Genomic DNA, 23,285 nt, shown 5'->3' on the forward strand with positions numbered 1-23,285 from the left:
ATTGAAATAATTAGGAAAGAGGAACGTGCTGTTCCTCTTTTTTTATGAAATAATTTCACCTTCAATCAGTACCGTTTCAATTAGAGTACTGCCAAAAGCGTATGGAAGCTGGTAATAGGATGTAATGGGTTTTGTAATAATTAGATTTGCTTTTTTGCCAATAGTAATGCTTCCATGAGTTTCAGAAATTCCCATGGCGTAAGCTCCATTTATTGTGGCAGCATTGATGGCTTCTTCGGGAGTCATTTTCATTTTGATGCATGCCGTTGCTACAACAAAATTCATATTTCCTGAAGGAGTAGAGCCCGGATTGTAATCCGTTGCAAGGGCAATAGGAAGTCCTGCCGCTATCATTGCTCGTGCGGGAGTGTAGGGAATGCTTAAAAAATATGAGCAAGAAGGCAATGCAACAGGCATTGTGTCGGTATTTTTCAACGCTTTGATATCTTCCGGTTTCATAACCTCTAAATGATCTACTGATAACGCGTTGTATTCAATTCCTGCTTGAATTCCGCCAATTGAGTTGAACTGATTGACGTGAATTTTTGGCTTTAAGCCAAATTTAATTCCGGCTTCCATAATTTTTCGGGTTTCTTCAACAGTAAAATAACCCGCTTCACAAAACACATCGATGAAATCTGCCAGTTTGTTTTTGGCAATTTCAGGAAGCATATCGTTGATAATTAAATCGATATAACCTTGATGGTTTGTTGCATATTCCAATGGAAAAGCGTGAGCACCCAGAAAAGTTGCTTTTATAGTAATGGGATAATTTTTTGATAGCCGCTGAACCACGCGAAGCATTTTCAATTCTCCATCCAGCGTCAAGCCATATCCTGATTTGATTTCTACAGCTCCGGTTCCCAGTTGCATGACTTCCTCCAGACGCACCTTGGATTGGTTATAAATTTCATCTTCGGGAGTTTCGTTGAGTTTTGTAGCTGAATTTAAAATTCCACCACCACAATTGGCGATTTCTTCATACGACAAGCCATTAATCCGATCTACAAATTCCTGTTCTCTATTTCCCGCATACACAATGTGCGTGTGACTGTCACACCATGAAGGTAAAACTATTTTGCCAGTGGCATCAATTATTTTGTCAGCATGTAATTCCGGCAAATTATCCATTGATCCAAAATCAGCAATCAGGTTGTCACTAATGACCAAAAAGGCATTTTTGATGGTGGGAAGAATTGCCATTTCAGCACCGGAAACTTTAGCAATAGCAGTTTCCCTAATCTGGAGTAATTCTTTGATATTGATAAGTAGCGTTGTCATTTTATATAAAATTATTCAGAAACTTTGATTTCAAACATTTTATCCCAGTTTTTTCCGGTCACAAAAATGGTTTTGGTTTTTGGGTTGTAGGCAATTCCGTTTAGGACATCTGTATCAGGTAATTGGGTAATTTTTTTCTTCAAATCAGCAAGATTGATAATTGCTTCAACGGCTCCATTTTTAGGATTGATGACTGCAATGGCATCTTTCTGGTACACATTTCCATAAATTTTACCATCAATCCATTCGAGTTCATTGATTGCTTTTATTTTTGTTTCAAAGGAATATACGTTCAAGTAATCTACTTCTTTGAATGTGATTGGATCAATGATCCAAATTTTTTCGGTTCCGTCTGATTGGTATAAATAAGTTCCGTCATTTGTCAATCCCCAACCTTCAATTGATTTGAAATAGGGGAACGTTTTTTCTTTTTTGAAAGTATCAGCATTATACACATATCCTTCATTGTTTTGCCAAGTCAGTTGGTATACTTTGTTGTTGAGAATCGTAATTCCTTCCCCAAAATAATTGTCAGCCAGTTCTACTTTTTTATATACTTCTCCAGTTTTATAGTTTGTTTTTCTTAAACTCGAAATCCCTTTTATTCCAGAACTGTTTCCAGAACCGTTTCCAGTTCCTTCATACAGCGTGTCACGGTAAAACTCTAATCCTTGCGTGTAGGCTTGAATGTCGTGCGGATAGGTATTTACAATGGTATATTTTAATAGTTTTGGTTGAATGCCGGAAACTAATTCTACTCTTCCAGTAGCCTCAGCGGTTTGTCCTTCATAATAAACAAGGGCTTTCAGGTCTTGGTTTCCTAATTTTTGATCTTTTAATTCCAATGATAGTTTATCAAGACCTTTCTTAGAAGCAATTTTTTTATCATTGACGTAGTAAATAATGCTATCTACTTTTTTTGAATTGGGATTCAAAACCGCTAAAGAAAGGACTTCTTGTGGGGTATATAATGCTGAAAATTTAGAATTATCAAAGGTAAATAAAGTGTTTTGGCCTTTTTTTTCCTCGTTGCAACTTGCTAAAGTGATTCCTAATAAAATGATAGATAGGGAGTTATGATTTTTCATTGTTTGAATTTTTGATACCCCAATATAACGTTATTTTTTAATGATTAAAGCTCTTGTAAAAATATAAAAAGATTGTATATTTGCACCGGCAAGTCCTACACGACCAGCTCCTGCAGACTCCCCCAGGATGGGAACATAGCAAGGGTACGTGGTTGAGCGGTGCGATGTAGGTCGCTTGCCATTTTTTTAATCTAAATTTATTTCAGATTCTTTTCTAAATTCACACAAATAAGTAGTCTTCCTTCGGGAGGATTTTTTTATTTTTGGATCTTTTGTACAATAAACATCAATAATCATGAATAAAGTAGTTTTAATAACAGGCGGTTCTTCAGGAATAGGGAAATCTATTGGCGAATTTTTACACCATAAAGGTTTTGTTGTGTACGGAACTAGCAGAAATCCGGAACGAATTTTAAATTCGGTTTTTCCTCTAATTGCTTTAGATGTTCGGGATTCGGATTCGATTCATGCGGCTGTAGCCAAAGTGATTGCGACCTCCGGAAGGCTTGATGTTGTCATTAACAACGCTGGTGTTGGGATTACGGGACCATTGGAAGAAATTCCGATGCATGAAATTAAGAATAATTTTGAGACTAATCTTTTTGGCCCAATTGAAGTAATGAAAGCAGTGTTACCACAAATGCGTACACAAAAATCAGGATTAATCATCAATGTGACTTCTATTGCGGGATATATGGGTTTGCCGTATCGAAGTGTTTATTCTGCTTCAAAGGGTGCCCTTGAACTCATCACTGAAGCGTTGCGAATGGAAGTGAAATCCTTTGGTATTCATATTACGAATGTGGCACCGGGAGATTTTGCGACAAATATTGCTTCGGGACGTTTTCATGCTCCGGTGCTAAAGGGTTCCGCTTACGAAACTCCGTACGGAAACACCTTGAAAACGATGGATGAACATGTGGACAGCGGCAGTAATCCAAATGAAATGGCCGAAGCGGTCTATCAGATTATCCAAACTCCAGAACCTAAAATTCATTATAAAGTGGGCGTTTTTATGCAAAAATTTTCAATTGTTTTGAAAAGAATTTTACCAGATAAAGTATATGAAAAAATGCTGATGAGCCATTATAAGTTGTAATTTTGCACCGAATTTATTAGCGTGAGGGATTACAGTGAAAATCCTTTTATTTTTTCTTTAAAAAATAAAAGATTGAAGCGGAAAGCCCGACCCTTGGGTCACGCCCAAAGAATTAAAACACACAATTAAATTAGATAATATGAAATTTTTTATTGACACGGCTAATTTAGCTCAGATTGAGGAAGCACAGGCGTTGGGCGTTTTGGATGGTGTTACAACTAATCCAACATTAATGGCAAAAGAAGGAATCACAGGAAAAAACAACATTTTGAAACATTATGTTGACATTTGTAATCTTGTTGATGGTGATGTTAGTGCCGAAGTAAATGCTTTGGATTACGACGGAATGGTAAAAGAAGGTGAAGAGTTGGCGGATTTACACGAGCAAATCGTGGTAAAATTGCCGATGACTAAAGAGGGAGTGATGGCTGCTAAATACTTTTCGGATAAAGGTATAAAAACAAATGTAACTTTAGTATTCTCGGCTGGTCAGGCTTTATTGGCTGCTAAAGCGGGAGCTACTTATGTTTCTCCGTTTATTGGTCGTTTAGATGATATTTCTACAGACGGTTTGGCTTTGATCGAAGAAATAAGATTAATTTATGATAACTACGGTTACGAAACTCAAATTCTGGCTGCTTCAGTGCGTCACACGATGCACATTGTAAACTGTGCGAAAATTGGTGCTGATGTGATCACCGGACCACTTTCTGCCATTTACGGCTTATTAAAACACCCATTGACTGATATCGGATTGGCGCAATTTGTGGCTGATTTTGAGAAAGGAAATAAATAAAAAATGCTCGGTGAGCCATTTTGAGTCTCAGCGAATTGAATAAAAAAATCCCATTTCAAATTTGAAATGGGATTTTTTTTATTGGTTTGGTATCAATATGGTTTGGTATTATATTTTTGATTAGTGTCGGCCACCAACTTCTACTTCTTTTCCGATTCCTTGTTTTTCCAAAATTCCAATTACTTTCCATCCGTAGAATGCGATGAATGCGAAACATAAAACAGGAATGAAGTAAGAAGCATGAATTCCTATAATATCTGCTAGTTTTCCTTGTAATGGCGGGATAATACCACCACCCAAAATCATCATCACCAAGAAGGCTGAACCTTGGGAGGTATATTTTCCTAAACCTGCAATTGCTAATGAGAAAATAGAAGGCCACATGATACTTAAGAATAATCCACCGCTCATGAAAGCAAAAATAGCGATTGTACCCGTAGTGAATAAACCAATAAGCATGGCTGTCATTCCCATTAAACCAAAAATCATTAAGGTTCTAGACGGTTGATCTTTTCCTAAAAAGAAACCAGCGATTTGGAACAAAATTACAAATGCATAAGCATATAAAGGTGTTACATCTTGTCCGGAAATAGCGTTAGCGGCTAATACGACTCCAAAAGCTATGTAAGGAACTACGATAAGTAAAATTTTCTTTAGTTGAGATGACGGGTTGAAAACTGTAATGGCTCCTGCCCAACGCCCAATCATTAAGCTTCCCCAATACATAGACATATAGGGCGCTAAAGCAGGTCCAGCTATTGAACCAAAATCAGCAGTCACCAATAATTCACCAAGGTTACTTCCTATAGTTACTTCGACACCTACGTAAGCGAAAAGGGCTAACATTCCCAAAACTAATTGTGGGTATTTCATGGCTCCCCATCCTTCAGGATTTTTTTGAGCCGTTGTATTGGCGAAAAATAATCCAATAACAACTACCAAAAGTGTAGAAACCGTTAAGGCTAATCCTAAGTAATCTTTTTCTTTGTTCTCGATAAAACGAGTAATAAATTCAGCATCTTCATAACGGGAAAAGATATAAGCAAAAATGGCAACCAAAATTACAGTGATCGCAATTAGTGTTTTCATTGCTTTATTCGCCGTTTCAAAAGTAGAATCACTTTTTCCGGCCGGTAACTTTTTAGAAAAATGGAATAAGGCTGCTGCCAATAAAAAGAGTGCACCAACAAATACATAAAGGATTCTCATAGAATCTAATGAATCTGGTTTTTGAGCAAATTCTTCGATATTAACTCCTGCAATAACACCAAACAAGGCGATAGAAACCACTATCGGTCCTATTGTGGTGCCCAATGAGTTGATTCCTCCGGCAAGATTCAGCCTGCTTGATGCTGAATGTGGTTCACCCAGTGAAGCAGCAAACGGCTGTGCCGATGTTTGTTGCAGTGAGAAACCAAGAGCTACAATGAATAATGCACCAAGAATAAACAAATAACTTCCTTGTGTTACCGCTAAAATCATAAGCAGAGCTCCAAACGTACTTATCAATAATCCGTAAATAATTCCTTTTTTGAATCCCCAACCGTTTAAAATATCTTTTTTGGCGATACTGCTAAAAATAAAAAGCAATAAAGCACCGATATAATAAGCCCCATAAAAAGCAAAATCGATAAGTTGACTTTGAAATTGGTCTAAGCCAAATTTAGCTTTGCAAAATGGAATAAAAATTCCGTTTGATGCTCCAATAAAACCCCAAAAGAAAAATACGGTTATGAGCGTGTAAAGCGCGGAATTGTTAGACTTTGTTTGTTCTGAATTCATAAGTATACATTGGTTAATGATTAAAACTAAATACTTTTATAGCTGTAAGACCGTAAATATATTTGTTAAGTAAATTAAAAAAAAATAATTTAGACTAAATATTGTTATAATTATTGAATCACCACGTTTTATTAAAAAATGATGCTTTTTTTTTAACCTTTTTGCTAATTCTAAAACGACGGTAACTTTGAAATTGGGATTAAATGTACTTTATCTATAGAAATAGTTTAAGATTTTCATAATCTCCATTTTTTTGGATACTCGAAGCAATCTGATTTATGGTATTTTTTATTTTCCTTACTCTTTTAAAAAAAACTATCTTTATAATTCAGTATGAAAAACACGATATGAAAAGTGATTTAAGAAGAAAAAAAGATATCAGTTATAAAAGTGCCGGTAAATTCGAAGAAACTAGATTTGAAAAAATTCATAATGAAATTTTCAAAAACTCAACAGAAGCCTCTGTAATTGTAGCGCAGGAAATTGCTGAATTGATTAAATCAAAAGAAAAGCAAAATAAATCTTGTGTTCTTGGTTTGGCTACTGGCTCTTCACCTATTAAAGTGTATGAAGAACTAGTTAGAATGTATAGAGAAGAAGGACTTAGTTTTAGCAATGTAGTCACTTTTAATCTGGATGAATATTATCCGATGACAAAAGAAAATAACCAAAGCTATCATTATTTCATGCACCAGCATCTTTTTAATCATATCGATATTAAGCCTGAAAACATACATATCCCAGATGGAACGATAGCTATTGAAGAACTGAATCAATACTGTATTGATTATGAAATGAATATTAAAAATGCTGGCGGACTTGATTTTCAATTATTAGGAATTGGTCGTACGGGTCACGTTGGGTTCAATGAACCAGGATCCCATATCAACTCGGGCACTCGCATAATTACTTTGGATCACATTACAAGAGTCGATGCCTCATCTGATTTTAATGGGATTGACAATGTTCCTAAAAGAGCAATTACCATGGGAGTTTCTACGATTCTAAGATCTAAAAGAATTGTATTAATGGCCTGGGGCCAAAACAAAGCAGATATAATAAAAAGAACAATTCAAGGCGATATTAGCTCTGAAGTTCCTGCGACATTTTTGCAAAATCATGCTAATGCTACGTTCGTTTTAGATCAATTGGCAGCTTCAGAATTAACCCGTTTTAAAACACCGTGGTTAGTGGGCGAATGTATTTGGACTCAAGAGTTAAAAAGCAAAGCAATTGTTTGGCTGTGTCAAAGTACCAATCAATCTATTTTGAAATTGACCGACAGAGATTACAATAATAATGGAATGTCTGATCTTTTAGCATTAGAAGGTTCAGCTTACGACTTGAATATAAATATGTTCAATGTGTTGCAGCACACCATAACCGGATGGCCAGGAGGTAAACCTAATACTGATGATTCCCATAGACCGGAAAGGGCTAATCCTGATAAGAAAAGAGTGATTCTTTTTAGTCCGCATCCAGATGATGACGTGATTTCCATGGGAGGAACTTTTTCTAAATTAATAAAGCAAGGACATGATGTTCATGTAGTGTATCAAACTTCAGGAAACATCGCTGTTACAGATGACGAAGCCTTAAAATTTGCTGAGGTTTGTACTGATTTCATTGGAGATGCTAAAACTAAAATTGATTTTCAATCCGTTATTGATTTCCTGAGGAACAAGTCAGAAAATCAAATAGATTCTCTTGAAGTTCGGAAACTTAAAGCACTCATCAGACGCAGAGAATCGTATGCAGCCGTTCGATACATTGGGTTAAATGAATCGAATATCCATTTTCTGGATATGCCTTTTTATGAGACGGGACTAATAAAGAAAAACCCAATCCACGCGGATGACATTGCTATTGTAAAAGCGATTATCGAAAAAATAAAACCGCATCAGGTTTTTGCCGCTGGTGATCTTGCGGATCCGCACGGAACGCATGAAGTTTGTCTTAATGCTATTTTTACTGCTATGGCAGCGTTGAAACCACAATCGTTTATGAATGATTGCTGGCTGTGGTTATATCGTGGTGCTTGGCATGAATGGGAAATTCATGAAATAGACATGGCAGTACCATTAAGTCCAGAAGAAGTAATGCTAAAAAGACACGCAATTTTATACCATCAATCGCAAAAAGACCGCGTGATGTTTCAAGGTAATGATTCCAGAGAATTTTGGGTGCGTGCCGAAGACCGCAATAAACATACAGCAAAATTATATGATGATTTAGGACTGGCAGAATATGAAGCCATCGAAGCTTTTAAACGTTTTGACTATTAAAAACATATTGAATACCTATAAACTATGAAATACTTTTTGATCCTATTATTAGTAAGTTTTGTTTCGAATGCACAAATTACCACCGAGCAATTAAACCTGATGCCTTGGCCACAAAATATAAAGTTGACCGCTGGCACTTTTGCTTTAAGCAAAAAATTTAAAGTGAATATTACCGGGAATCCTAATCCTAGAATTTTTATAGGCGCAACCAATTTTCTGCGACGATTAGATGGCAGAACGGGATTGTTTCTCGAACAAAGTTTTTTGACAGAAGTCAACGAAAGTCCGGAAGCTGAATTGCAGATAAATTGTGTTCGCAACGGAAAAATAGAAATTAATGAAGATGAAAGTTACGAATTGAAAATTGCTTCTAATCAAATAACCATTAATGCCACAAGTGATTTAGGGGCTTTGCATGGTTTGGAGACGTTATTACAATTGCTTCAGAATAATAGTACGTCATTTTACTTTCCGGTTGTTGAAATCTCGGATTCGCCACGTTTTACCTGGAGAGGCCTGATGATTGATGCGGCAAGACATTTTCAACCGGTAGATGTTATCAAAAGAAATCTGGACGCTATGGCTTCGATGAAAATGAATGTTTTCCATTGGCATTTAGCCGATGATCAAGGTTGGAGAATTGAATTAAAAAATCATCCAAAATTGACAGAATTAGCCTCAGATGGAAATTTTTATACTCAGGAAGAAATTAAAAATATTGTAAAATATGCTGATGAAAGAGGGATTCTGGTTATTCCTGAAATAGATGTTCCTGGACATGCATCGGCATTGCTGACTGCCTATCCTGAAATAGGAAGTAAAGTAGGTGAGGGGGAAATCACGTATGAAGTACAAAGAAATTCAGGGATTTTCAATGCGACTTTAGACCCTATAAATCCAAAAACCTACGAAGTTTTAAGTTCTATTTTTGATGAAGTGTGCCCGTTATTTCCAAGTAGTTATTTTCATATTGGAGGTGACGAAAACAATGGGAAGGAGTGGAATGCAAATCCTGCTATTCAGCAATTTAAAAAGGATAATAATCTGGCCAGTAATCATGATTTGCAAACTTATTTTAATATGAAGTTGATTCCAATCTTGAAAAAATACAACAAAAAATTAATGGGTTGGGAAGAAATAATGACTGAAAATATGTCTAAAGACGCCATAATTCATGCTTGGCGAGGAACTAACGAAGGGCAAGAAGCCGGTGGAGCATTGATCAAAGCTGCAAAAAGCGGTTACAATACAGTGTTGTCAAATGGATATTATATTGATTTGATGCTTGGTATTGAAAGTCATTATTTGAATGATCCCATACCCAAAAAGATAATTCTTAGTCCAGTGGAAAAAGCAAGGGTTTTAGGAGGAGAAGCAGCGATGTGGAGTGAACTCGTAACGCCATTAAATATAGATTCCAGAATTTGGCCACGAACCGCTGCGATAGCCGAGCGATTATGGTCTGATGAATCTGTTACCGATATGAACAGCTTACGCAAAAGGTTGAAAACAATTTCTTTTCGATTAGAAGAACTCGGAATTACTCACATTAGAAACAAAGAAGTGATTTTAAGAAACATCAGCAACAATCAAGATACGCGTGCATTGAATGATTTTTCAAACCTTTGTGAACCACTGAAAAATTACAAACGTAATGGTGGCGGAAAGAAATACCGCATGCATTCTCCGTTGACCTTATTTGCGGATGCTTGTAATGCGGATGCTTCGGAAGCACTAGATTTTAATGTTGCAGTCAATGTATATTTAGCAAATAAAAGCAAGGAGAATAAAGGGATAGTGACTGACTTTTTTAAGAAGTGGATCGTCCTAAATTCCGATTTAATTGCTTTAAGTGCCAATGCGCCGCTGGTGCAACCTCTTTTGCCCTTGTCTAAAAGTTTGAGTGATGTATCCCAGCAGCTATTGCTTTTAATAGATAAAAAACAAAAAGTAAGTCAAACGGTATTGGAAGATTTATTAGAGAAATGCAATACCAGAAGTCCCGCCGATGTAGAATTAGCAGTTTACGGTAGTTTGAAAAAATTGCTGTAAACAAGAAAAGTAACATTGGCTTTATGAAGTAAGAATTTTGAAATCCTGATAATTTGTGTCAGGATTTTTTTCTGTTAATTGTTGTTCTAATCCGTAAATTAAAACCGTTAAAAATGGATTTTTTTGGAATTCAGTAAATCGTTATTTTTTTCGTATTTTTGCAAAAATTTTATAAAATAAATATTCATGTTAACAGTAAATAATTTATCAGTTCAGTTTGGCAAACGAATTTTGTTTGACGAAGTAAATACTACCTTCACTCACGGTAATATCTACGGAGTTATCGGAGCCAATGGCGCTGGAAAATCTACTTTTCTTAAAATAATCGCCGGTGAAATGGACCCAACTTCGGGACATATTCATTTGGAACCAGGAAAACGTATGTCGGTTTTAAACCAAAACCACAATATGTTTGACGAAAGCACCGTATTGGAGACCGTTATGATGGGGAATAAAACCTTGTATGCGATCAAAAAAGAAATGGATGCTTTATATTTAGATTACAATGATTCAAATGCGGACAGGATAGGCGAGTTACAAGTGCAATTTGAAGAGATGAACGGTTGGAATGCTGATTCCGACGCGGCATCGATGTTGTCAAATCTAGGCATTACAGAGGAACATCATTATACTTTAATGGGAGATCTTGAGGGAAAAATTAAAGTTCGTGTCCTTTTGGCACAAGCGCTTTTTGGAAATCCGGATTTACTTATTATGGATGAGCCTACCAATGATCTGGATTTTGAAACCATTGCCTGGTTAGAGAATTTCTTGGCCAATTATGAAAATACCGTAATTGTAGTTTCTCACGACAGACACTTTTTGGATTCTGTTTGTACGCATATTTCGGATATAGATTTCAGTAAAATAAATCATTATTCCGGAAACTATACATTCTGGTATGAATCAAGTCAATTAGCAGCAAAACAACGCGCGCAACAAAACAAAAAAGCAGAAGAAAAGAAACAGGAATTAGAAGAATTTATTCGTCGTTTTAGTGCGAATGTAGCCAAATCAAAACAAGCTACTTCTCGTAAAAAAATGATTAGCAAGCTGAATATTTCCGAAATAAAACCATCAAGTCGTCGTTATCCGGCAATTATTTTTGACCAAGAGCGTGAGGCAGGAGATCAAATTTTGAATGTGCAAAATTTAAGCGCTTCTGTTGATGGAGATATTTTATTTAAAGGCGTAGATTTGAATATGGCCAAAGGCGATAAAATCGTTCTTTTCTCCAAAGATTCACGTGCCACTACCGCTTTCTACGAAATTCTAAATGGAAATCAAAAAGCGGATTCCGGAACTTATGATTGGGGAGTTACAACAAACCAAGCGTATTTACCAGGAGATAATCATTCGTTTTTCGAAAACGATTATTCTCTTGTAGATTGGTTGCGTCAATGGGTAAAAACTGAAGAGGAGCGTGATGAAGTAAATATTCGTAGTTTTCTTGGAAAAATGATTTTTTCAGGAGAAGAAGCCTTAAAAACCTGCAGAGTATTATCCGGAGGAGAAAAAGTGCGTTGCATGTTGTCTCGAATGATGATGGAACGAGCGAATGTTTTAATGCTGGATGAACCTACCAATCACTTGGATTTAGAGTCCATTACAGCTTTTAATAATTCATTAAAAAACTACAAAGGTTCTGTGATTTTCACCACTCATGATCATGAATTCTCGCAAACGGTTGCTAATAGAGTAATTGAATTAACGCCTAATGGAGCGATTGACCGTTACATGACTTTTGATGATTACCTAGATGATGAAAAAGTTCAGGAATTGAGAGCTAAAATGTATATTGTATAAAAAGTAATTTATATTTAAGATTAAAAATATCCCGCAATTGCGGGATATTTTTATTAAAAGAAGTTTTTAATTGTCAATCTTAATTAAACGATCATTATTTCTTACCGAAAATCTTATTAATGATAAAAATGATAATAACGATAACGGCAACAACTATAAATATACCAACACCTACTCCAGCTTTGAATATTCCTCCTATTATTGAACAACTTGAAAATGATATTAGTACTATAAAAAGCATCAATAATCTGGTGAGTCCTTTTTGCATGATTTTGTGTTTTTTATGTTAAATGTTAAAATGTAAAATTAGGGTATCACTTCTGGTCGCTATTACATAATTTTCATTCTTTCTTGTAAAATTAAGTACTATAAATATACTGTTTTTTTTGAATTATTTGAATTAGCATTTTCTCTCTTTTTAATTATAAAATCATAAATTGGAATTTGTATATTTGCCAAACCAAACTACACAATTACTATGAGTCAAAAAGTATTACTTACTGCAAAAGAAGTTACTATCATATTACATCGTTTGGCCTGTCAATTAATAGAAAAACATTTAGATTTTTCAGATACAATATTAGTTGGAATCCAACCAAGAGGTGTTTTTTTGGCAGAGCGATTGAAACAAATTCTGGAAAAAGAATATCAAACTCCTGAAATTCAATTAGGTTATCTGGATATTACCTTTTTCAGAGATGATTTTAGAAGAACAGATAAGCCATTAGAAGCCAATAAAACCAAGATTAATTTTATTGTTGAAAATAAAAAAGTCATTTTCATAGATGATGTCCTGTTCACCGGACGAAGCATACGTTCAGCTTTGACTGCTATACAATCTTTTGGGCGACCTTCGGAAATTGAACTGCTGGTTTTGATAGACAGACGTTTCAGTCGCAATTTACCCATTCAACCGGATTATAGAGGCAGACAGGTAGACGCAATAAATGATGAAAAAGTAAAAGTGAGCTGGAAAGAAAATGACGGAGAAGATGGTGTGTATTTAATTACAAGTTAGATTTAAAACAAAAGCCACCTATTAAAAACTATAATCGTAAATAAAAATGAAAGAATTAAGCGTAAATCATTTATTAGGGATAAAATACATCAACAAGAATGATATTGACCTGATTTTTGAAACTGCCGATCATTTTAAAGAAGTCATTAATCGACCAATTAAGAAAGTGCCTTCGTTACGAGATATTACCATTGCCAATATTTTCTTCGAAAACAGTACCAGAACAAAACTTTCTTTTGAATTAGCACAAAAACGGTTGTCTGCAGATGTTATTAGCTTTTCGGCAGCACAATCTTCTGTCAAAAAGGGAGAAACATTAATAGATACCGTAAACAATATCCTTTCGATGAAAGTAGATATGGTGGTGATGCGGCACGCGAATCCAGGCGCTGCTTATTTCTTGTCCAAAAACGTAAAAGCCAGCATCGTCAACGCAGGAGATGGTGCACACGAACATCCTACACAAGCGTTGTTAGACAGCTATTCCATTCGAGAAAAACTAGGTGAAGTAGCCGGAAAGAAAGTGGTCATTGTAGGTGATGTTTTGCATTCCAGAGTCGCTTTGTCCAACATCTATGCGTTGCAAATGCAAGGCGCTGAGGTCAAAGTTTGCGGCCCTAAAACACTTATTCCAAGACATATTGAATCGCTTGGCGTTACTGTGGAACCTAATTTAAGAAAAGCATTAGAATGGTGTGATGTTGCCAATATGTTACGTGTGCAAAATGAACGTATGGATGTCAATTATTTTCCATCCACAAGGGAATATGCACAACTATATGGAGTTGATAAACCACTTTTGGATTCTCTTAATAAAGAAATTATAATTATGCATCCCGGACCTATTAATCGCGGTGTAGAGATTACAAGTGAAGTGGCTGATTCCCATCAATCCGTGATTTTGAACCAAGTAGAAAATGGTGTAGCAATTAGAATGGCGGTTATTTATCTTTTGGCTTCAAAAATTCAATAAACTAATTTAAAACTTTGTAAATTAGCTACTTATAAACCATACTGCTATTAAAGATGCAGTCTCTGAAATTTAATACAATGAAAGTAGATCAAAAAGGACATACGATAACGATTAGGGATACTCAGGGTGATTTTACTTCTTTTTTAATGAAGGTTACCCATCAATATAAAACATTCGAAAAACACAACATAATAATTGATCTTTTGTTGCATAACGATTTGTCAACAAATGATGTTAAATTATTTATGCCATTGTCAAAACAACATAAAAAAGCTAAAAAATCTTTTGTAATTGTCACTTCTGATTTTGATTACAATGCCATTCCTGAGAAATTAACTGTGGTGCCTTCACTATTAGAGTCTCATGATATTATTGAAATGGAGGAGATTGAAAGAGATTTAGGTTTTTAAGTTAGAACACTCGGTTACTTTTTAACCGCCAAATTTATTTAAACAAATATGAAATAACGATTAAACAGTTAACCAAATAACCGAATAAATTAAACTTGAAACTAACAATCCTCGGTTGCTATGCAGCCACTCCACGAACCTTTACCAATCCTACTTCCCAGATTTTAGACATAAAAAACAGACTTTTTTTGATTGATTGCGGAGAAGGAACCCAAGTGCAATTGCGGAAGAATAAAATACGATTTTCTAAAATAAACCATGTTTTTATTTCCCATTTGCACGGAGACCACTTCTTTGGATTAGTGGGTTTAGTATCCACATTTACTTTGCTCAACAGAACTACGGATTTGCATATTTATGGTCCAAAGGGCATCAAAGAAATTATCAAGTTGCAATTGCGATTGTCTAATTCTTGGACCAATTACGGTTTGTTCTTTCATGAATTGGAATCGCTGGAAAGCGAAATTATTTTTGAAGACGACAAGGTTTTGGTGAAAACCATTCCATTAAAACACCGCGTGTATACAAATGGTTTTTTGTTCCAAGAAAAATTAGGAGACCGAAAACTGAATTTGGATGCCGTTCAAAATTATGAAATAGAGAGCTGCTATTACCAAAAAATAAAAAATGGGAAAGACATCGCGTTGGAAGACGGAAGAATCATAGCAAACGACAAATTGACATTTGATCCTATTCCGGCAAAGAATTATGCATTTTGCTCAGATACTGCTTACAATGAGGAGATACTTCCTATAATTGAAAATATAGATGTGTTGTACCATGAATCTACTTTCCTTCAATCGGAGGAAAATCTGGCAAAAAAAACATTACATTCTACAGCTAAAGAAGCTGCAACCATAGCTTTGAAAGCAAATGCTAAACAATTAGTTTTAGGACATTATTCCACCCGATATGAAAATATCGGATTGTTTAAAGAAGAAGCCGAAACTATTTTCCCCTCAGTACTCTTAGCAGATGATGGAAAAAGCTTTGAGTTTTAAATACAGAAATCAATTTAGAGTATAAAATAGTATTTGGATTTTTTGATAATTTTTATCAAATCATTCAACAATCAAACTTTTTTAAAACAATGAAATATGAACGACTTAAGTAATTACAGAAAATCATACGAAAAGAGTGAATTATTAGAATCGAATATTCCGGAAGACCCAATAAATTTGTTTAATCGCTGGTTTCATGAAGTAGAAGATTATGGTGGCGAAAGCGAAGTAAATGCTATGACGGTTGCTACAATAGGTTTAGATGGTTTTCCCAAGTCTAGAGTTGTTTTATTGAAAAAATTTACTGAAGAAGGTTTTATTTTTTATACCAATTACAATTCAGAAAAAGGTAAGGCTATTGCTGAAAATCCTAATGTGTGCCTGTCTTTTTTTTGGCATACTATGGAGCGTCAGGTAATCATTAAAGGAATTGCAAAAAAAACATCGGAAATGACTTCTGATAGTTATTTTGAATCCAGACCTGATGGCAGTAAATTAGGCGCAATAGTTTCTAACCAAAGTGAAGTGATTCCTTCCAGAGGCTATTTAGAGGAAAACCTGAAGCAGTTAGAAAAAGATTTTGAGAGTGTTGTAATTCCGAGACCCAAACACTGGGGCGGATTTTTAGTAACTCCTTTAGAAGTAGAGTTTTGGCAAGGAAGGCCCAATCGATTACATGATAGAATTCGTTATACAAGTCAACACGATTATTCTTGGAAAATGGACAGGCTCTCTCCTTAAAGTAGGAAATATACATATATAAATATCTTTATAATGTAGTTAGTCGATTATTTTTGGTAGTTTAACGATAAAAGATGTAATTTTAATTAATAATAAAAAGCATCTATTAATTATTCTTAAAGTTTTTTGTCCCACAATTTACTTTACACTTAAACTACTACTCTTATGAAGCTAAAATTACTTCGTGCGTTATTGCTCGTGACTGTAATATGCACTATGAATTCCTGTTCTTCAGACTCTTCTGATACTCAAACAGCTGATGCCGTAGCAAAGAAAGTAACTGTTTATTCATACAATTCGATCGAAATAGAAACGATGAATTTGATTAATGCTCACAGAGTTCGCAAGGGTTTAACACCTTTAGAAAAAATTAATCACATGTCTTACAAATCAGAAGAACATGATCATTATATGATTGCAAATAATGTAGTGAATCATAATGATTTTGTGGCTCGTTCCGAAAATATAATGAAAACATTAGGAGCCACATCCGTGAGCGAAAATATTGCTTATAATTACAATACACCACAAGCGGCTTTAAATGCTTGGTTAGCCAGTCCTAGTCATAAAGAAAATATAGAGGGTAATTTTACCCATTTTGGAATTGCAATAAAAGAGGATCCTGCAACGGGTAAAAAATATTACACAAATATCTTCGCAAAAATTTAAGTTGAGTATTTTTTTATAATTAAAAGGCTGTCTTCCCCCAAAAGACGGCCTTTTATTTTTTATGAATAGCCAATTATTTTTAAAAAGGTTTAGTGCTATTTTTTTATTTACAAAAAGTCCAATGAATCTACTTTCATTGGACTTTTTGTATTTGTGTAATCTTACGGAATTTTTATTCGTTTATAAAAAAAACAACTAATTTTATTCTAAAGTAGCTCTTTCATTTTTGGTTTACGTCCACTGATGAGTAAAAGATACTAAATAGTCGGCAGTACAACTCATAATGAAACAACGGAAAGTGATGCTTCTGGAAAACCAAAAAACCTCGGATTCGGGCTTTGTTTTTTTGTGGACGGTTTCTTAATTTACTATTTTCAAACTTCGTACCTTTGCACTTTAGAAATTGAAAGAAAATGATTGAAATAGGAAAATACAATACGCTTACCATATTACGCGATACCAAAGTGGGTTTGTTTCTAGGTAATCCAGAAAAAGATCCCGAAGGAATTCACGACATTCTGTTGCCTAACAAATATGTACCAAACGAATTTGAAATAGGCGAGGAGTTGATTGTTTTTGTGTATTTAGACCACGAAGAAAGACCCGTAGCCACCACATTAGAACCGTATATATTATTGAATGAATTTGCGCTTTTGCGTGTGAATTATACCAATCAGATTGGTGCTTTTATGGATTGGGGAATGGAAAAAGATATTTTGGTTCCGTTCAAAGAGCAGGCGCGTCCTATGGAAAAAGGCAAACGCTACTTGGTTTATCTTTATATGGACGAAAAAACCAATCGTTTGGTGGCTTCCAGTAAAACCAACCAATTTCTAAAAAATGAGGAGCTAACGGTTGAAAAAGGAGAAGAAGTGGATTTGATTGTTTCGCACATTACTGAAATAGGAATTAACGTAATTATCAACGAGAAACATAAAGGTTTGTTGTACAAAGATGAAGTGTATGATGATGCAATTCGAACAGGAGACCGCATGCGCGGCTACATTAAGACGATTCGCCCTGATAATAAAATTGATGTGGCATTGCAGGTTCAGGGGTACCAAAGTATCGAGCCCAATGCAGATAAAATTCTAGATGAGTTAAGAGCCAGCAGAGGTTTTTTGCGTTTGACGGACAATTCACACCCGGAAGACATTAAAACAGTTTTGAAAATGAGCAAGAAAACCTTCAAGAAAGCCATTGGTGCTTTATACCGAGAGAAATTAATCGAAATCAAGGAAGACGGAATTTACTTAATTAAGGAGTAAAATAATACCAACACTATTTTTATGTTTTATCGTTTTCAACCATTAAAAAATTTAGGAAGTTTAGTCAAGGAGCATATTCTTACTGTAGATTAATTTCTAAATGATTTAGAAAAAATATAAAATGTTTAAACAATGTTCAATGTAAATTAAAAAAAGAAAGACTAATCGGTATGATTAGTCTTTCTCTTTTTAATATTGTTTTAGAATAATAAATTCTGACAACATTAAAATAAATTGGATGTCCAAAGTAACTTTATCCACCTCTAACACTATAGTATTCAGGATACTATTTTTAAAACAATAACGTAAGCATAAAGTACTTTAAAGAATAGTTTGTCTTTAAATGTCCAGTCAGTTGCGTAGCATTTTTGAAAATAATTTCACAATAAAGCCACTGGTTTTATATATATTGGAAGATAATTTTCTAAACAATTGTTTATTAATGTCTCACTTATGCAAGAACAAGAAAAATAGCTCTTTAGTTAACCGTGGGTGTTACTTTTATTTTTACTGCTGAAGCAAATGATTTTCTCATAAACTCGTTAATCAGGGCTTTTGAAATAGTGTTATAAGTTATTACCGTAGAAAAACGAGTGACAACATTTTTAATGATATTCAATACATTCTTTTTTTAGGTTAATAAATCAGTGAAAAATCAATAATTAAATGAGATAAATAATTCGTATTTATCTGATTAGCTGATTATAAAGTTAGAAATAATTTGGATTCCCAACTGTTAAAACGCTATTTTTTGGTCGTTTTTTAACATTACAAAGCCTTTAATGAGAGAAATATTACCATAAGCTTGTCTAAATAGAATAGATAAAATGTAAAAAATGATTTATTTTTACACTATAATAATTAAAATCAATTGTAATGGATTGGATTACTGCTAAAGAATACGAAGATATCACTTATAAGAAATGCAATGGCGTTGCCAGAATTGCTTTTAACAGGCCGGATGTGCGCAATGCATTTCGTCCAAAAACGACAGCTGAATTGTATAATGCCTTTTATGATGCGCAGGAAGATACTTCAATTGGAGTAGTTTTACTTTCTGCCGAAGGACCTTCTTCTAAGGATGGCGTATATTCTTTTTGTAGCGGAGGCGATCAAAACGCACGTGGTCATCAAGGATATGTAGGCGATGACGGACAGCATCGTTTGAACATCTTAGAAGTACAACGCTTAATCCGATTCATGCCAAAAGTAGTTATCGCCGTAGTTCCTGGATGGGCTGTAGGCGGCGGACATAGTTTACATGTGGTCTGTGATTTGACTTTGGCAAGTAAAGAACACGCTATTTTCAAACAAACTGATGCCGATGTAACCAGTTTTGATGGTGGATATGGTTCAGCTTATTTAGCTAAAATGGTGGGACAGAAAAAAGCACGTGAAATTTTCTTTTTGGGACGCAATTATTCTGCTCAGGATGCTATGGATATGGGAATGGTGAACGCTGTGATTCCTCACGCTGAATTAGAAAATACGGCTTACGAATGGGCGCAGGAAATCTTGCAAAAATCTCCAATGGCTATTAAAATGCTAAAATTTGCGATGAATCTTACGGATGATGGAATGGTGGGACAACAGGTTTTTGCCGGTGAGGCCACTAGACTTGCCTATATGACCGAAGAAGCTAAAGAAGGCAGGAATGCATTCTTGGAAAAAAGAAAACCGAATTTTGAGAAAAAATGGTTGCCGTAATTGAGTATTCAGTTATAAGTGTTCAGTAGTAGGTCGCCATCAAGAACGCAGTCGTAATTTGTCATTTCGACGAAGAAGAAATCTCATTAACAGTTTCAGTAATCAGACTCAAAAGACTCAAATAAAAACGTCGCGCCTTAGTGGTCTTTGTGGCAAAAAAGAAAGCCTCTTTTTGGCAAAAAAAACTAAAATTTACAAATGGAAAATTTCACAAACGAAACAATTGATACGGGCCAACTTCCAAAATTTGAGAAAGTCACTTTTATGAATTTACATCCTAAATATATTAGGGTAGTATTGATTAATTTGGCGTTATTTATTGGCATACTTATTCTTGTTCCAATATTGATTTCAACATTTAAACCGGAACTGTTTTCAGGAAGAGTCTGGTTGATTATAGGAGCTGTTATTCCCGTATTCTCAGCTTTGTTGGTAGTGTTTTCTATTATTGGATTCCATAAAAAAGGATTTGCATTCAGGGAACACGATGTGCTTTTCAGACACGGAATAATTGCTACAAATACGATTGTAATTCCTTATAACAGAGTGCAACATGTGGCATTGCATGAAGGACTGATTTCACGTTATTTTGGTTTGGCCAAAATTGAAATTTTTACTGCTGGCGGAAATTCCAGTGATATTGAAATTCCCGGAATTGAAAAAGAACAAGCCGAAAATATCAAACAGTTGTTGATGGGTAAAATACAAAAGCAATTGTAATGGGAGCCGATTTTAGTCAGCCACAGAGGCAATCTTCAATAGGGATTTTAGTGATGTTTTTTTACACGCTTCAGTATTACGCCAGAGCGTTGTGGCCTATGATTGTGATTTGGATTTTCAAGTTTGATGAGGTTAATAAATTGTATTTTTTCTTTGGGATGCTTGCCCTCTTTGTGAGTGTTGGAGTTGTTTCTTATTTGAAATACCTGAATTTCACTTTCTTTTTGGATGCCGAAAATCAGGAATTTATAATTACAGAGGGCGTTTTCAATAAAACCAAAACCGCGATTCAGCTGCGTAAAATCCAACAGGTAAATATCAATCAGTCTTTTATTCAAAAATTAATTGGAGTTTATGAATTGGATGTAGACACAGCCGGAAGCAATAAAAAAGAAGGCGCTATTCAAGCGATTTCGCAAGAACTGGCTTTGGAATTGAAATTTCGTTTGTTAGAAAATGAAGATATAAAGAATGAAATTGGCGCTGAAGAAACTGTATTGGAGGAAACCGAGCAAAAACTATTTGAAGCTGCGCATCCTTTTATTAAAATCAGTTTTTTGAGTTTGCTGAAAGTTGGAATTACATCTAATTATGGCAGAAGTATCGCTCTATTGGTAATTTTTTTTAGTACTATATATGAGAATTTTCAAAATTTTGGAGAAGAAAGCAATGCTTATAAGGAGAAAGTAGGATTATACATTGATAAAAATGCAGTGTTGCAAACTATTTTAATATCAATACTGTTGTTGTTTGTTGTGGTTCTGGTAGTAAATGTGATCCGTACGGTTTTTAAATATTATGATTATAGAATAGCGAGACAAAAAGGATCTTTGTTGTTGTCTTTTGGCTTGTTGAATACGAAAAGCACTATCATCAAACCTGAAAAAGTTCAGATCACGTCCGTTACCAGAAATTATTTCCAAAAAAAAATGGGAATTTTAGAACTACAAATCAAACAAGCTACCGGGGGTGAAAAGGAAGAACGGAAATCAATAATAGAAATTCCGGGATGCAGTGAAGCCGAAAGAGATTCCATATTGAAGTTATTATTTCATCAAATTCCTGAAAAGGGACTAATGCTTCAGCCTAATTTTCGTAAACTTGTTTTTTCTGTTATTCTTTCAATAGGATTACCTTTGTTTGGTTTTATGGCAGTTGGTCATTGGATTGAACCTATAATTTTTGAATATAATTATGTGGTGCCAATTTATGTGATTTTTATTGGAGCAATCCAGTATTTTAAATTCAAAAATGACCGATTGTTTATCCACGAGAATTTTATAATAAAGCAAAGTGGCGCTTGGGATGTGAGCAATGATATTATTGAACCCAGTAAAATACAAGCGATTACAACGTCGCAGCTTTTTTGGCATAAAAAGTTGGATATTGGTTCCATAACATTGCATACCGCAGGAGGAAATATCGCTTTTCAATTAGGGAATTATTCAGTACTACAACAACAAGTTAATTTTTGGTTGTACGAAATAGAAACTTCCGATAGCAATTGGATGTAAATAAAATGGTTTAAAGTTTAAGGTTTAAAGTTGTTTTTTACAATAAAGCTTAAGTTTTAAACTTCAAACTTTTAAATAAAAAAATATGAAACATTGGATTGAAGCCGCACGACTGCGCACCTTGCCTTTATCGGTTTCTGGAATAATAGTTGGAAGTATGTACGCTTTGGCAAACCCAACAGATAACATATTAACGCCTACGGAAGTCTTTAACTGGCGATTGTTTGGTTTTGCAATATTGACAACATTAGGATTGCAAATATTGTCCAATTTTGCCAATGATTACGGTGACGGAATGAAAGGAACGGACAATGAAGATCGGGTAGGACCAAAACGAGCCATACAAAGCGGTGTGATTACTCCGCAAGCCATGAAACGCGCCATGATCATAACATCAGCTTTGACGTTGCTTTCAGCGATGCTATTGATTTATTATGCGTTTAGAGATACAAATTTATGGTTTTCCTTGTTTTATTTGGTTTTGGGAATTTTGGCAATTGTATCAGCCATTCGATATACAGTTGGAAATACGGCGTACGGATACCGTGGATTTGGCGATGTGTTTGTCTTTGTATTTTTTGGGTTGGTGAGTACTTTAGGAGTGAATTTTTTATATTCTAAACAATTGGATGCGTTGTTGGTTTTACCTGCAATAGCCATTGGATTATTGAGTGTAGGTGTTTTAAATCTGAATAATATGCGAGACGAAGCATCAGATAAAAAATCAAATAAAAACACGATTGTCGTAAAAATTGGCGGTGCCAAAGCTAAAATATACCATTATATTCTGATTGTAACCGCGATGGTTTTAGTATTGATTTTTGCAATTACAGATGATTTTCACTTTGATCAATACTTGTTTTTATTGTCGTATATCCCTTTGACTAAACATTTAATTACCGTCTATAAAAACCAAAATCCTAAGGAATTAGATCCTGAATTAAAAAAACTGGCATTGAGTACTTTTGCACTTTCAATTTTATTGTCATTAGGTATGATTTATTTCTTTTCGGATATAATTGTAAACACTTTTTTAGGGGGGAGATAAAATAATAATCTAAATACGGAATCCTTT

At 34.8% G+C, this 23,285-nt stretch carries 20 protein-coding genes and 1 other RNA gene; 18 read left to right on the forward strand and 3 right to left on the reverse strand.

Annotated features, from left to right (window positions below):
- Window positions 1-42 precede the first annotated feature (42 nt).
- Together hutI and EKM01_RS04630 are read right to left on the reverse strand one after the other, a co-directional pair.
- The gene (gene hutI, locus EKM01_RS04625) at window positions 43-1,281 is read right to left on the reverse strand and encodes an imidazolonepropionase (RefSeq protein WP_126562190.1); all 1,239 of its coding nucleotides are present in this window, start codon (window positions 1,279-1,281) and stop codon (window positions 43-45) included.
- A gap of 11 nt (window positions 1,282-1,292) precedes the next feature.
- On the reverse strand, window positions 1,293-2,369 hold the full coding sequence (locus tag EKM01_RS04630) for a glutaminyl-peptide cyclotransferase (protein ID WP_126767120.1): 1,077 nt from the start codon (window positions 2,367-2,369) through the stop codon (window positions 1,293-1,295).
- 86 nt (window positions 2,370-2,455) lie between these two features.
- Between EKM01_RS04630 and ffs the strand changes: the two genes are divergently transcribed.
- The 3 genes from ffs (at window position 2,456) to fsa (ending at window position 4,264) form a co-directional block, all read left to right on the forward strand.
- An RNA gene (gene ffs / locus EKM01_RS04635) (signal recognition particle sRNA small type) lies at window positions 2,456-2,553 on the forward strand.
- A 111-nt stretch (window positions 2,554-2,664) separates the two neighbouring features.
- A complete protein-coding gene (locus EKM01_RS04640; RefSeq protein ID WP_126767123.1) occupies window positions 2,665-3,468 on the forward strand; it encodes an SDR family oxidoreductase in 804 nt (267 codons plus the stop codon).
- Window positions 3,469-3,607: 139 nt separating this feature from the next.
- On the forward strand, window positions 3,608-4,264 hold the full coding sequence (fsa, locus tag EKM01_RS04645; protein WP_126562187.1) for a fructose-6-phosphate aldolase: 657 nt from the start codon (window positions 3,608-3,610) through the stop codon (window positions 4,262-4,264).
- Window positions 4,265-4,384: 120 nt separating this feature from the next.
- Here fsa and EKM01_RS04650 read toward each other — a convergent pair whose 3' ends face one another.
- On the reverse strand, window positions 4,385-6,046 hold the full coding sequence (locus EKM01_RS04650; protein ID WP_126767126.1) for an MFS transporter: 1,662 nt from the start codon (window positions 6,044-6,046) through the stop codon (window positions 4,385-4,387).
- A 347-nt stretch (window positions 6,047-6,393) separates the two neighbouring features.
- Between EKM01_RS04650 and nagB the strand changes: the two genes are divergently transcribed.
- The 15 genes from nagB (at window position 6,394) to menA (ending at window position 23,258) form a co-directional block, all read left to right on the forward strand.
- Entirely contained in the window at window positions 6,394-8,331 is a 1,938-nt protein-coding gene (nagB, locus tag EKM01_RS04655) for a glucosamine-6-phosphate deaminase (RefSeq protein WP_126568947.1), read from the forward strand.
- Between the two features lie 24 nt (window positions 8,332-8,355).
- Window positions 8,356-10,383 carry a beta-N-acetylhexosaminidase gene (locus EKM01_RS04660; RefSeq protein WP_126767129.1) on the forward strand — a complete coding sequence of 676 codons (2,028 nt, stop codon included), beginning with the start codon at window positions 8,356-8,358 and terminating at the stop codon, window positions 10,381-10,383.
- 186 nt (window positions 10,384-10,569) lie between these two features.
- Window positions 10,570-12,189, forward strand: a complete 1,620-nt coding sequence (locus tag EKM01_RS04665; RefSeq protein ID WP_126453416.1) for an ABC-F family ATP-binding cassette domain-containing protein — start codon at window positions 10,570-10,572, stop codon at window positions 12,187-12,189.
- Between the two features lie 128 nt (window positions 12,190-12,317).
- Window positions 12,318-12,479 (forward strand): hypothetical protein, encoded by a 162-nt coding sequence (locus EKM01_RS14530; protein WP_158616087.1) that lies wholly within the window; start codon window positions 12,318-12,320, stop codon window positions 12,477-12,479.
- Between the two features lie 188 nt (window positions 12,480-12,667).
- A complete protein-coding gene (gene pyrR, locus EKM01_RS04670; RefSeq protein WP_126555710.1) occupies window positions 12,668-13,207 on the forward strand; it encodes a bifunctional pyr operon transcriptional regulator/uracil phosphoribosyltransferase PyrR in 540 nt (179 codons plus the stop codon).
- 46 nt (window positions 13,208-13,253) lie between these two features.
- The gene (locus EKM01_RS04675; protein WP_126555712.1) at window positions 13,254-14,180 is read left to right on the forward strand and encodes an aspartate carbamoyltransferase catalytic subunit; all 927 of its coding nucleotides are present in this window, start codon (window positions 13,254-13,256) and stop codon (window positions 14,178-14,180) included.
- A gap of 77 nt (window positions 14,181-14,257) precedes the next feature.
- Window positions 14,258-14,590 (forward strand): ribonuclease Z, encoded by a 333-nt coding sequence (locus tag EKM01_RS04680; RefSeq protein ID WP_126459918.1) that lies wholly within the window; start codon window positions 14,258-14,260, stop codon window positions 14,588-14,590.
- Between the two features lie 95 nt (window positions 14,591-14,685).
- Entirely contained in the window at window positions 14,686-15,591 is a 906-nt protein-coding gene (locus EKM01_RS04685) for a ribonuclease Z (RefSeq protein ID WP_126459916.1), read from the forward strand.
- 96 nt (window positions 15,592-15,687) lie between these two features.
- On the forward strand, window positions 15,688-16,332 hold the full coding sequence (gene pdxH / locus EKM01_RS04690) for a pyridoxamine 5'-phosphate oxidase (protein ID WP_126562184.1): 645 nt from the start codon (window positions 15,688-15,690) through the stop codon (window positions 16,330-16,332).
- A 165-nt stretch (window positions 16,333-16,497) separates the two neighbouring features.
- Entirely contained in the window at window positions 16,498-17,001 is a 504-nt protein-coding gene (locus tag EKM01_RS04695; RefSeq protein WP_126562183.1) for a CAP domain-containing protein, read from the forward strand.
- Window positions 17,002-17,414: 413 nt separating this feature from the next.
- Entirely contained in the window at window positions 17,415-18,269 is an 855-nt protein-coding gene (locus EKM01_RS04700; RefSeq protein WP_126454843.1) for a S1 RNA-binding domain-containing protein, read from the forward strand.
- Window positions 18,270-19,145: 876 nt separating this feature from the next.
- Complete coding sequence (locus EKM01_RS04705; protein ID WP_126459908.1) at window positions 19,146-19,976, forward strand: 1,4-dihydroxy-2-naphthoyl-CoA synthase; 831 nt, start codon at window positions 19,146-19,148, stop codon at window positions 19,974-19,976.
- 198 nt (window positions 19,977-20,174) lie between these two features.
- Window positions 20,175-20,696, forward strand: coding sequence for a PH domain-containing protein (locus EKM01_RS04710; protein ID WP_126555721.1), 522 nt, complete (start codon window positions 20,175-20,177; stop codon window positions 20,694-20,696).
- Window positions 20,696-22,210, forward strand: a complete 1,515-nt coding sequence (locus EKM01_RS04715; protein WP_126767132.1) for a PH domain-containing protein — start codon at window positions 20,696-20,698, stop codon at window positions 22,208-22,210. The genes EKM01_RS04710 and EKM01_RS04715 overlap by 1 nt, the downstream gene beginning before the upstream one ends.
- Window positions 22,211-22,295: 85 nt before the next feature.
- A complete protein-coding gene (gene menA / locus EKM01_RS04720; RefSeq protein ID WP_126555727.1) occupies window positions 22,296-23,258 on the forward strand; it encodes a 1,4-dihydroxy-2-naphthoate octaprenyltransferase in 963 nt (320 codons plus the stop codon).
- Window positions 23,259-23,285: the final 27 nt, after the last annotated feature.

The organism is Flavobacterium sp. RSP46 (assembly GCF_003984825.1).
Classification (GTDB): Bacteria; Bacteroidota; Bacteroidia; order Flavobacteriales; family Flavobacteriaceae; genus Flavobacterium.

Excerpts from the sequence above, each read along its gene's own strand:
- EKM01_RS04705 (WP_126459908.1), top strand. The coding sequence starts at position 19,146 with ATGGATTGGATTACTGCTAAAGAATACGAAGATATCACTTATAAGAAA.
- fsa (WP_126562187.1), top strand. The coding sequence starts at position 3,608 with ATGAAATTTTTTATTGACACGGCTAATTTAGCTCAGATTGAGGAAGCA.
- EKM01_RS04665 (WP_126453416.1), top strand. The coding sequence starts at position 10,570 with ATGTTAACAGTAAATAATTTATCAGTTCAGTTTGGCAAACGAATTTTG.
- pyrR (WP_126555710.1), top strand. The coding sequence starts at position 12,668 with ATGAGTCAAAAAGTATTACTTACTGCAAAAGAAGTTACTATCATATTA.
- EKM01_RS04640 (WP_126767123.1), top strand. The coding sequence starts at position 2,665 with ATGAATAAAGTAGTTTTAATAACAGGCGGTTCTTCAGGAATAGGGAAA.
- hutI (WP_126562190.1), bottom strand. The coding sequence starts at position 1,281 with ATGACAACGCTACTTATCAATATCAAAGAATTACTCCAGATTAGGGAA.
- EKM01_RS04715 (WP_126767132.1), top strand. The coding sequence starts at position 20,696 with ATGGGAGCCGATTTTAGTCAGCCACAGAGGCAATCTTCAATAGGGATT.
- EKM01_RS04710 (WP_126555721.1), top strand. The coding sequence starts at position 20,175 with ATGGAAAATTTCACAAACGAAACAATTGATACGGGCCAACTTCCAAAA.
- EKM01_RS04650 (WP_126767126.1), bottom strand. The coding sequence starts at position 6,046 with ATGAATTCAGAACAAACAAAGTCTAACAATTCCGCGCTTTACACGCTC.
- EKM01_RS04695 (WP_126562183.1), top strand. The coding sequence starts at position 16,498 with ATGAAGCTAAAATTACTTCGTGCGTTATTGCTCGTGACTGTAATATGC.
- menA (WP_126555727.1), top strand. The coding sequence starts at position 22,296 with ATGAAACATTGGATTGAAGCCGCACGACTGCGCACCTTGCCTTTATCG.
- nagB (WP_126568947.1), top strand. The coding sequence starts at position 6,394 with ATGAAAAGTGATTTAAGAAGAAAAAAAGATATCAGTTATAAAAGTGCC.
- EKM01_RS14530 (WP_158616087.1), top strand. The coding sequence starts at position 12,318 with ATGATAATAACGATAACGGCAACAACTATAAATATACCAACACCTACT.
- EKM01_RS04680 (WP_126459918.1), top strand. The coding sequence starts at position 14,258 with ATGAAAGTAGATCAAAAAGGACATACGATAACGATTAGGGATACTCAG.
- EKM01_RS04675 (WP_126555712.1), top strand. The coding sequence starts at position 13,254 with ATGAAAGAATTAAGCGTAAATCATTTATTAGGGATAAAATACATCAAC.
- EKM01_RS04660 (WP_126767129.1), top strand. The coding sequence starts at position 8,356 with ATGAAATACTTTTTGATCCTATTATTAGTAAGTTTTGTTTCGAATGCA.
- EKM01_RS04630 (WP_126767120.1), bottom strand. The coding sequence starts at position 2,369 with ATGAAAAATCATAACTCCCTATCTATCATTTTATTAGGAATCACTTTA.
- EKM01_RS04700 (WP_126454843.1), top strand. The coding sequence starts at position 17,415 with ATGATTGAAATAGGAAAATACAATACGCTTACCATATTACGCGATACC.
- pdxH (WP_126562184.1), top strand. The coding sequence starts at position 15,688 with ATGAACGACTTAAGTAATTACAGAAAATCATACGAAAAGAGTGAATTA.